A 10,687-nucleotide genomic window follows, 5' to 3' on the forward strand; every position below is an offset into this window, starting at 1 on the left:
ACCGTCTCTGTGTGTGAAAGTTTGAGCGAATGGTGATATTTTTTTCCAAAACGTACAATATCCTGCTTTATTGCCGTTATTTCAGGAATACGGTACACTATTCCTAGGTAATAGAGGTGAAAAAATATGATTTTATTACAAGTTAATCAATTACAAAAATACTTTGGTGCTGACCTTATTTTATCCAATATTAAGCTTGAATTACAAACGAGGGACCGTGTTGCCCTTGTAGGTCGTAATGGTGCTGGAAAATCCACCCTTCTAAAAATTATCGCAGGGCATCTTTCCCATGACGGTGGAGAAATTATCAAGCCAAAGGGTGTCTCGATCGGATACTTAGCGCAAAATACCGGGTTGGAATCAAGTCTGTCCATTTGGGATGAAATGTTAACCGTCTTTGAACATCTTCAGCAGCAAGAAAAGGCTTTGCGAAGACTTGAAGCGCAAATGGCTGATCCTGAAGTCTTTAATAACCCAACCAAATATGAGCGGATTTTAAAGGAATATGATCAGCTCCAGGTCACCTTTAAGGAACAAGGAGGCTATCAGTACGAAGCAGATATTCGGTCTGTCCTTAACGGTTTAAATTTTCAGGATTCTGCCGTTTCAATTTCCAGTCTGAGCGGCGGTCAAAAAACCCGCCTAGCCCTTGGTAAACTTTTATTAACAAAACCAGACATTTTAATCCTGGACGAGCCGACCAACCATCTTGATATTGAAACATTGTCTTGGCTGGAACAATACTTACAAGGCTATAGCGGAGCCATTCTGATTGTCTCCCATGACCGCTATTTCTTGGACAAAGTCGTTACCCAGGTCTATGAACTTTCCCGAAACCAAATTCAGCGGTTTACAGGCAATTATAGTTACTATCTGGAGCAAAAGGCTGCCAATTATGAACGCGATCTGAAGCTTTATGAAAAACAACAGCAGGAAATTGCATCCCTGCAAGATTTCATTCAACGGAACCTGGCAAGGGCGTCCACAACCAAACGGGCACAGAGCCGCCGCAAAAAACTTGAAAAAATTGAAGTGATGGACCGTCCGCTCGGGGATGAAAAATCTGCATCCTTTTCATTTGAAATTGAAAAGCAAAGCGGGAACGACGTACTGATGGTGGACTCCCTGGCAATTGGCTATGAGGGTGAGAAAGTTTCAGAGAATATCACTTTTCGAGTTTTTAGGGGAGAAAGTATTGCACTTGTAGGCCCAAACGGGATTGGCAAGTCCACCATGTTAAAGACGATTATTAAAAAACTTCCATCGCTTGGAGGAACGATTAACTACGGTACCAATCTTACTATTGGATATTATGACCAAGAACAAGCCAACTTAAAGTCCAATAAGCGTGTCCTAAATGAACTCTGGGATGACTATCCTCTTAAACCTGAAAAGGAAATTAGGACAGTACTGGGTAACTTCCTGTTCTCCGGAGATGATGTCCTTAAAACAGTCTCCTCCTTAAGCGGTGGTGAAAAGGCCCGGCTTGCGCTGGCAAAGCTAATGCTTGAAAAGGCCAACTTGTTAATCCTGGACGAGCCGACCAACCACTTGGACCTTGATAGTAAAGAAGTACTCGAAAATGCACTAGTTGACTATCCGGGAACGATTCTGTTCGTCTCCCATGACCGGTACTTTATTAACCGTATTGCCACTAAGGTGTTAGAGCTCAGCAAAACAAGCAGCACTGAGTATCTTGGAGACTATGATTATTATGTCGAAAAGAAACTCGAGCAGGAGGAACTGGCAGCATTAGCCCTTGCTGAATCACAGAAAAAGCAACCCAAGACTGAGATGGTGGAAAAGAATACGTACCATCAAGATAAAGAGTCAAAAAAGCTGGAACGGCAGCGGAAACGGAAGTTGGAAGAAATCGAACTTCGTATTGAAGAAATTGAAGAAGCCATCCAAGAGTACGAGCAGTTATTATGTGAACCTGAGGTCTTTCAGGATCATGAAAAGGTATTAGAAATTACGCAAAAAAATGAACAGGCTAAAGCCGAGCTTGACCTTTTACTAGAAGAATGGGCAAAACTGGCTGAATGAATAAAACCGGGCTCCATTAGCCCGGTTTTTTTACATAAAAAAGGTTATCCACTAAACAAAGAACTTTTTCCACAATTTTATTCACATTACCTTAGGTTTATTTTACTACATTCATTAAGCTTTTCCACATTATCCACAGTTTTAGTCCGTTTTATCCACATTATCAACAGAAATAGCAACCTTATCCACACTATCAATAATCTCCTCCCAATATTTATCCACAAAGGAACCATTTTAATCAATCGATTAATTAGTAATAACTATGATTAATCAATCGTTTGATTAAATTTCCCCTATTTATTCACAATTCAGTATTTATTACTGTTATAATTTCAATTAAGACATTGATGAAATTGGAGGGGAATACATGACACAAGTCCCAAAGATTAAGGTCTTGATAGCAGATGATAATTCCTTTATCAGAGAAGGATTAAAGATTATTCTCAGTACATATGACGAATTTGAAGTATTAGACACAGTCGGTGACGGTCAGGAAGCCCTCGATTACTGTCAAAAACACTCCGTTGATATTGCTTTATTGGATGTGCGTATGCCCAACATGAACGGCGTAGAAGCGACAAAACTAATAACGCAGAACACTGCTACAAAGCCCATCATATTAACTACATTTGATGATGATGAATATATTCTGGATGCCGTAAAAAACGGAGCGAAGGGTTACTTATTGAAAAATAACGAACCGGAACGGATTCGCGATGCCATCAAAAGTGTATTTAACGGGAATAGTATTCTTCAGGACGTTATTTTAGAAAAAATTAAGGCGAACCTAGTCGGGACGAGAGAAACAGAAACGAAGATTGATAAAAAGCTATTTACTGAACGTGAACAGGACATCATGTCGCTCATAGCCAAAGGATTTTCCAATCGGGAAATCTCCAAACAGCTGTTTATTTCAGAAGGTACCGTAGCGAACTACATTACTTCTATATTAGGCAAAACTGGCCTTGAACATCGAACCCAAATTGCCATTTACTATATCACGGGGAAAGTGGAGTAGCATGGAATTCTGGATCATTCTAACTAAGCTTGTCCTTATGCTTTACATTTCCATCCTCGGTGCACAATCCCATCATGCCCATATAGCATGGATGGTATTTGCCATGTTGCTCTATTTTTGCATCAATATTACCTTTCATATTATAAGAAAAACAATGATTCAAACAATCGTTCTTGTCTTGTCAGGCAGTCTCATTATCATGGCTTATCTTTCTATTTATCCGATCTTTATTATTCTTTTACCACTAACCTTATTAGAAATCTCTGCTCATTTTACTAATAAACGTTTTTTGATTTTTGCTGTCTCCTTTTTTCCAATCATCTATTTAGGAAAAGAGTTGCAGCCCCTTTATGGCATGGTTGCGATATTAAGTTTTATGGTACTTTCAATGATAGCCACTTATGGGGAACGGATTACAAAGGATGAACAGCAAATCGACCAACTGCGAAAATCACTGCAAAAGTTAACAAAGGATTTAAACGATCATAATGAGTTTATAAAACAATCAGAATATACCTTTAAGTTAGAGGAACGGAACCGGATCTCTCAAGAAATTCATGATAATATCGGCCACACTATGACCGGTGCCTTATTTCAGATGGAAGCTGCCAAACGGTTAATGGATACAAATCAACCGAAAGCAATGGAATTGCTGCAAAATGCTATTAATATTTCTAAAGATGGCATCGAAAGCATCCGTTTAACCCTAAAAAATCTAAAACCTCCCACCGAACAGGTCGGCATTCATCGAATTAAGTTATTGATGGATGAGTTTTCGGCAAAGCATCTGATTAAAACTGCCCTTACCTATGATGGTAACTTAGATATTATTTCACCAATCCAGTGGAAAATAATCCAGGAAAATGCCACAGAGGCTTTAACCAACGCTGCTAAGTATTCAAATGCTACCCTTATTTCTGTTGATATGAAAATATTAAACAAAATCATTAGAGTAGAAGTCCGGGATAATGGCTCAGGAGCGGAAAAGGTTAAAAAAGGTCTGGGAATGATCGGGATGGAGGAACGAACGGCAGCAGTCAACGGAAAAGTCATTGTGGACAGCTCCAATGGTTTTTCCGTCACTACCCTGATTCCCATCTCATCATGAATATCCCATCCATAAAACATGAATTTCTTCATGTGAAAAGAATGAACGATTGCACTTATGCGCGTTCATTCTTTTTTTTATACTAAGACCATAGAAAGTATTTAGGGGTGAAGAGATGAACGTATTAGAAATTAAAAACTTAACAAAAAAATTTGGTGATTATATCGCTGTTGATAATATGTCATTATCTGTTGCAGAAGGAGAAATTTTCGGCTTTCTTGGTTCCAATGGCGCCGGAAAAAGCACTACCATTAATATGATTGCCGGCCTCCTCCGCAGCAGCGATGGAATGATCAGCATACTTGGAAAAAACATTGTGAAACACAGTCGGTTTGCCAAAATGAATATTGGCATTGTTCCGCAGGATTTGGCCATTTATGAAGATCTTACCGCCTATGAAAATGTGAAGTTTTTTGCCGGACTCTATGGCCTTCGCGGTGACGAACTACATGAAAAGGTAGAGGCTGCTTTGGAATTCGTTGGGCTTCAAGATAAGCAAAAAAGCTATCCAAAAGGCTTTTCAGGAGGAATGAAGCGACGCCTAAATATCGCCTGTGCGATTGCCCACCGCCCTTCACTTATTATTATGGATGAACCAACAGTGGGTATTGATCCACAGTCCCGCAACTATATTTTACAATCTGTTCGCAAGCTGAACGAAATGGGCTGTACCATCATTTATACCAGCCACTATATGGAGGAAGTAGAGGAAATCTGCTCCCGTATTGCGATTATTGATCATGGAAAAATTATTGCCGAAGGAACGAAGGAACAGCTTAAATCCATTATTACTGATACAAAGGACATTTGGATTGAAGTGAAGTCCACTGAAAACATAAATGCCCAGACTTTAAAAAGTATTAACGGAGTGGAAGGCGTCCTGGTCGAAGACAATCTCATTAAAATTACTTCCGGTACCGGAGTGAATAACTTAAACAAGATTATTGCACACTTTATGGCACTGGAAATCGAAATCCGCTCCTTGCATGAAAAAGAACCCAATTTAGAAACCGTATTTTTAACGTTAACCGGAAGAAATTTACGAGACCAATAGATAGGAGGAGGGAAAACTTTGAACATCATCAACATTGCTTTAAAGGAAATCAAAAGCGAATTCCGCGATATCCGAACATTGGTTTTTATGCTGGCCTTCCCGATTGTGTTAATGTTAGTCCTCGGCACAGCCTTATCCAATACATTTAAAACCAGCATTCCTGTAGACAATATTCATGTTTTATATCAGGACACTGCTTCAAATAGCCAGTTTGATAAGTTTATGGAAGCCGCAAAGCATTCCGGGATTCATTTCAAACAAATGAAGGATAAGAGCGATGGAAAAAAGCAAGTAAAACAGGGCAAGTACACTGGCTATATTGAAGTGACTGACAACGGAGTTCAATTGTATCTAAATAGTCGGGATAGCATTGAAGGAAATATCCTTCAGGGGATGCTCTCTTCCTATGTCGATCAATACAATATTGCTTCTGTCATCATGAAGAATGCTCCAAATCAACTGGCAAGTGCTTTCTCACATAACACTCAAGCATCTTTTATAAAAGAAACATCACTCGCCCCACATAAACAGCCTGGTTCGATGGATTACTATGCGATTGTCATGACGACAATGATTGTTCTATATGGTGCCTTGTCAGCAAGTTCTTTAATTGTTAAAGAGCGGATAAACAAAACTGCAGATCGTCTAATCGCTGCCCCAGTCACAAAAAGCGAAATCTTTATTGGAAAAGTAGTCGGAAGCTTGTTAAGTAATATGGTCAGCGTGATATTAGTTCTGTTCAGCAGTAAATTATTTTTCAAAGCTAACTGGGGTGATCACCTGGGGATGGTTCTTCTCGTCCTTCTTACCGAAGTCATTTTTGCCGTAAGCTTAGGTATTGGCATTAGTTTTTTAACCAAATCAAGCAGTGCACCAAGAGTAATCCTTATGCTTACGGTCCAACTAGCCTCCTTCTTTGGCGGTGCCTATTTTAAAATAGAAAATCCTGACGGTATCTTTAAATTTATCACTGAGCTTTCACCACTAACATGGATCAATACCGGTATTACCAAAATCATTTACTCTAATGACTTTTCAGCTGCCATACCGGCAATTACCTTGAATCTTGGAATGGCTACTCTTTTCTTAATAATAGCCATTATCTCTTTACGCAGACGGGAGGGGTTATAATGAGGGAAATTCTTTGGTTAATGAAAAACACCCTATATGTAACCTTTAGGCAAAAAAAGAATATTTTCATGTATCTATTCATGCCGTTAATCGGTATTCTGATTGCACTACTAGCCTACGGTGGTGACCAAAAGTATACCATTCACCTCGGAATCGTCAACCAAGACAACAGTGAAATCACCAGTGATACCATCCATTTTTTAAGCGGATTAGAAAATGTGGAAGTCAAGCTACTCGAGGATTCGCAAATACAAGATCAACTGACTTCCGGTAAACTTGACAGTGTTATCACCTTTCAAAAAGGCTTTACAGATAGTGTATTGAACGGATCTCCCAACCATATTCAGCTAACCTCCATTAAAGGGGCTGAAATAACTGGTTTTGTTAAGGCCTATTTAAATCAGTATATCCAGAACGTTTCTGCCATCAGCACAGCTGCCGCTGGAAACCAACAAACCTTTAAGCAAATGTACCAGGAATTTCAACATACCAGCTATCAATTGTCGACTCATTCGATAACAGATACGTCTAAAAATAAAGATATGACCATTCAAACAATTGGCTTCTTGATCATGATTATGATGATGTCTGCCTGCAACATGTCTGAGATCATCCTTTCAGAAAAAGAAAATCGCACCTATTTTCGCTTACTATCAACGCCGATTAATGCCCGAACCTATATCCTTTCAAATGTGTTTGTTAATATGATCGTGATGAGCATTCAAGCGATTCTCACCGTATCGATTATGAAAGGATTCTTTCACATTGGCATCAATATTCCATTTTGGCAAGCCATCGGCGTCATGTTGTTCTTTGCACTTATTTCTGTCGGCTTATCACTGGTCATTACTTCTTTTTCAAACAGCCGAAGTGCAGCAGGTGCTTTACAAAATTTAATTATTACACCAACTGTCATGCTATCTGGATGCTTTTGGCCTGTTGAAGTCATGCCAAAAACCCTTCAAAAAATTGCCGAGTTCCTGCCGCAGCGTTGGACTTTAGATACACTGACAAAACTCCAGGAAGGTAGCTCACTTAGCAGCTTGTATTTAAATTTCTTGATTCTGGTCACATTTGCTCTTGCCTTTTTCTTAATTGCTGTTTATCGATTCAGCAAGAACAACTCAGTCCAAAAATTTGTATAAAAATAAAAGCCTGTTCCATCTTTAAGTGTGGAACAGGCTTTGTTTTATATTTCATTAAAAATTTCAATATCCAACCCTGGATTGGCATTGAGAGATAACTCGGCTCGTACCCCTTTATCAAACATCACACTGCCGGCAGCGGCAATCATGGCTGCATTATCAGTGCATAATGATAAAGGTGGAATGATAAGATCTACCTCTGAATCAGCAAAAACCTTTTCCAGATTCGTTCTTAGCCCTTTATTTGCGGCCACTCCCCCAGCTACCAATAATTGCTTTACACCATATTCAGCCACAGCTAATTTGGTCTTTTTCACGAGCACCTCAATCACACTCTCCTGAAAGCTTGCGGCCAAATCAGCAGGAGCAATGACCACACCACGCTGTTCAGCATTATGGACCGTGTTGATCACCGCTGACTTTAACCCGCTAAAGCTAAAGTCATATGAACCTTCCTCCAACCAGGCCCTCGGCAAATCAATGACTGGGCTGCCTTCGTGGGCCAGACGGTCAATATGAGGACCGCCAGGATATGGTAGATTCAAGGTTCTCGCTACTTTATCATAAGCTTCACCGGCCGCATCATCCCGTGTCTCCCCAATAACTTGGAAATGACCATGCTCCTTCATATAAACCAGCTCAGTATGCCCCCCGGAAACCACTAGAGCCAACAGTGGAAATTGCAGTTCCTTTACTAGTCTGTTGGCATAAATATGTCCCGCAATATGGTGAACAGGAACGAGCGGCTTTTGATGAGCAAAGGCTAATGCTTTTGCCGCATTTACACCGATTAAAAGGGCTCCCACTAATCCAGGACCTTCTGTAACAGCTATGGCATCAATGGCATCCATGGAAATACCTGCTTCTTTTAACGCTTCTTGCATCACAATCGTGATTTGTTCCACGTGGTGCCGTGAAGCGATTTCCGGTACCACTCCGCCAAAGCGTTTATGGCTTTCAATTTGCGATGCCACCACATTCGCCACAATTTCCCTGCCATTTTTTATAATTGATACAGCTGTTTCATCACAACTTGTTTCAATCCCCATAATTAATTGATCTTTTGTCATAAATTCACCCACATTACCCAAGCATCCTCTAAATTATCCGAATAATAATTCTTCCGAATGCCTCCATTTTGAAAGCCCATTTTTCGATAGAGAGATTGTGCGACATAGTTGGTTACTCTCACTTCGAGGGTCATACTACGCGCACCCATGTCACGTGCTACTGAGATTAGCTTGCGCATCATGGCATCTCCTAACTTTCTTCCCCGATAATCAGGTAAAATTGCCACATTGGTCACATGGGCCTCGTCAATGACAACCCAGGCCCCACAATAACCAATGACCCGATTATCTTTCTCAAGCACAAGATAAACCGCAAATTTATTGTTATATAATTCATTTAAGAAAGCTTCTCTGCTCCATGGTGTCGTAAACGAGGCATGCTCCACTTCCATTATTTCATCCAGGTCCTCTTCCCTCATAAACCGAAAAGTATATGAATCATCCATATGTCTCTTTCCTTATCCTTAAAGTTTTCCATTAGCTTCGAGCCATTTAGCCTCAGCTTCAGCCAGCCTTACATAATTCGGTACAAAGCTGTGAATATCTTCACCGGGCTTGTCCTTCCCAAGCAAAGCAAGTTCAGAAGGTCTAGGATTGTGCTCCGTGACACAGGCAAATACAGCTTGCGAGGATAATCCCTCTTCCAAAACAGCTTGGTGTATCGGCAGATCATTTCCGACAAACAAGACAGGCTGATCCAGCTTCGCTAATTTTGCAGCCCAGTCCACAGCTAATAAAATTTGATCCTGCTCAATTGCCACAATTTGCCCATTAGTGAATTGGTATAGCCCTGTATAAATTTGTCCTCGTCTGGCATCAAATAGTGGAGAAATATAACCATTAAAATAGCGCCCTGCAGCTGCCAATACTTCCAGGCTCGAGATCCCAACAAGTGGAATTTGCAACGTCCAAGCCAATGTCTTGGCAATCGTGACCCCAATTCTCACACCCGTGTAAGATCCCGGTCCCTTAGCAACCACGATCTTTGATAAATCCGCAGGCACTCTTTCACAATCCTTCATAAGTTGCTCAATCGCCGGCATAATCCGGACCGAGTGGTTCTTCTTTAAATTTGTTATGTATTCACCTAGTACTTGATTCTCTTCTAAAAGGGCTACTCCCAATGCATAATTAGAAGTATCTATCGCTAATACTGTCATGAAAAAATCTCCCTGCATAATTGCTCATATCGTTTACCCTTAGGTACAAACACCATTTTACGCTTTTCTTCTCCTTCATGGTACAAATAAATCGTCAATAATTCAGAAGGCAGCTGTTCTTCAATTAAATGAGCCCATTCCACAACAGATACCCCATCACCTTCAAAATACTCATCAAAGCCGAGATCCTCTAATGAATCTGCCACGCGGTACACATCCATATGATATAACGGCAACCGGCCTTGATATTCTTTAATAATTGTAAAGGTAGGGCTATTCACCGTCCTTGAAATCTGCAATCCTTTGGCCAGTCCTTTTGTAAAAGTGGTTTTTCCAGCCCCTAAATCTCCTTCTAAAGCAATCACATCTCCCGGCAGTAATAATGAAGCCAATTTAGCTGCGATATCAGTAGTTTCCCGATCATTTTCCGATTTGAACACATACTCTTCCATTCAATCACCTATATCTCTTTTTTTCCATTGCAATCTATATCTACATTTTACCTTATTTACACGTAAAAAAAACCTTAGGATCCGTCCTAAGGGTGTTTTTTCATAAAGTAAATGGATTGATGAAAATAAAAAAAGCCGAAACCCTGTTTCGTACTTTTCAAATAATCAATGTAAATGGCGGTCTGGACGGGACTCGAACCCGCGACCTCCTGCGTGACAGGCAGGCATTCTAACCAACTGAACTACCAGACCATATTGCGGGGGCAGGATTTGAACCTGCGACCTTCGGGTTATGAGCCCGACGAGCTACCGGACTGCTCCACCCCGCGATAATAAAAATTATAAAGTTTTCATCATGCTCATAGTAAGCAATCAAGAAAAACAGCCCGGCAACGTCCTACTCTCACAGGGGCAAGGCCCCAACTACCATCGGCGCTGAGAAGCTTAACTTCCGTGTTCGGTATGGGAACGGGTGTGACCTTCTCGCCATTATTGCCGGACTA

10 protein-coding genes, 2 tRNA genes and 1 rRNA gene are annotated in these 10,687 nt (G+C 40.6%); 6 read left to right on the forward strand and 7 right to left on the reverse strand.

The genetic code is table 11. The annotated features are described in order from the left end of the window. Window positions 1-126: 126 nt before the first annotated feature. From ACI3K6_RS21745 to ACI3K6_RS21770, 6 genes are all read left to right on the forward strand, one after another. On the forward strand, window positions 127-2,046 hold the full coding sequence (locus ACI3K6_RS21745; RefSeq protein ID WP_435556487.1) for an ABC-F family ATP-binding cassette domain-containing protein: 1,920 nt from the start codon (window positions 127-129) through the stop codon (window positions 2,044-2,046). 367 nt (window positions 2,047-2,413) lie between these two features. Beyond that, a complete protein-coding gene (locus ACI3K6_RS21750; protein WP_435556488.1) occupies window positions 2,414-3,064 on the forward strand; it encodes a response regulator transcription factor in 651 nt (216 codons plus the stop codon). Between the two features lies 1 nt (window position 3,065). After that, window positions 3,066-4,172 (forward strand): sensor histidine kinase, encoded by a 1,107-nt coding sequence (locus ACI3K6_RS21755; RefSeq protein WP_435556489.1) that lies wholly within the window; start codon window positions 3,066-3,068, stop codon window positions 4,170-4,172. Window positions 4,173-4,287: 115 nt separating this feature from the next. Beyond that, entirely contained in the window at window positions 4,288-5,226 is a 939-nt protein-coding gene (locus ACI3K6_RS21760) for an ABC transporter ATP-binding protein (protein ID WP_435556490.1), read from the forward strand. A gap of 18 nt (window positions 5,227-5,244) precedes the next feature. Next, window positions 5,245-6,357, forward strand: a complete 1,113-nt coding sequence (locus tag ACI3K6_RS21765) for an ABC transporter permease (RefSeq protein WP_435556491.1) — start codon at window positions 5,245-5,247, stop codon at window positions 6,355-6,357. Next, window positions 6,357-7,502 carry an ABC transporter permease gene (locus tag ACI3K6_RS21770; protein WP_435556492.1) on the forward strand — a complete coding sequence of 382 codons (1,146 nt, stop codon included), beginning with the start codon at window positions 6,357-6,359 and terminating at the stop codon, window positions 7,500-7,502. The genes ACI3K6_RS21765 and ACI3K6_RS21770 overlap by 1 nt, the downstream gene beginning before the upstream one ends. A 44-nt stretch (window positions 7,503-7,546) precedes the next feature. Here the strand turns inward: ACI3K6_RS21770 and tsaD are convergent, their stop codons facing one another. The 7 genes from tsaD to rrf all read right to left on the reverse strand — a co-directional run bounded on the left by tsaD (window position 7,547) and on the right by rrf (window position 10,684). Continuing rightward, on the reverse strand, window positions 7,547-8,572 hold the full coding sequence (gene tsaD / locus ACI3K6_RS21775) for a tRNA (adenosine(37)-N6)-threonylcarbamoyltransferase complex transferase subunit TsaD (protein ID WP_435556493.1): 1,026 nt from the start codon (window positions 8,570-8,572) through the stop codon (window positions 7,547-7,549). Beyond that, window positions 8,569-9,018: a ribosomal protein S18-alanine N-acetyltransferase gene (gene rimI, locus ACI3K6_RS21780; protein ID WP_435556494.1), complete on the reverse strand. Its 450-nt coding sequence runs from the start codon at window positions 9,016-9,018 to the stop codon at window positions 8,569-8,571. Before rimI ends, tsaD begins: the two co-directional genes overlap by 4 nt. 18 nt (window positions 9,019-9,036) lie before the next feature. Continuing rightward, entirely contained in the window at window positions 9,037-9,732 is a 696-nt protein-coding gene (gene tsaB / locus ACI3K6_RS21785) for a tRNA (adenosine(37)-N6)-threonylcarbamoyltransferase complex dimerization subunit type 1 TsaB (protein WP_435556495.1), read from the reverse strand. Continuing rightward, complete coding sequence (gene tsaE, locus ACI3K6_RS21790) at window positions 9,729-10,184, reverse strand: tRNA (adenosine(37)-N6)-threonylcarbamoyltransferase complex ATPase subunit type 1 TsaE (protein ID WP_335479228.1); 456 nt, start codon at window positions 10,182-10,184, stop codon at window positions 9,729-9,731. Before tsaE ends, tsaB begins: the two co-directional genes overlap by 4 nt. A gap of 175 nt (window positions 10,185-10,359) precedes the next feature. Continuing rightward, window positions 10,360-10,436, reverse strand: a tRNA-Asp gene (locus ACI3K6_RS21795). Window positions 10,437-10,439: 3 nt separating this feature from the next. Continuing rightward, window positions 10,440-10,513 (reverse strand) — tRNA-Met (locus ACI3K6_RS21800). A 55-nt stretch (window positions 10,514-10,568) separates the two neighbouring features. Then, a 5S ribosomal RNA gene (gene rrf / locus ACI3K6_RS21805) occupies window positions 10,569-10,684 on the reverse strand. Window positions 10,685-10,687 lie beyond the last annotated feature (3 nt).

Origin of the sequence: Neobacillus solisequens, assembly GCF_051233465.1 — a bacterium.
Lineage (GTDB): Bacteria > Bacillota > Bacilli > Bacillales > Cytobacillaceae > Neobacillus.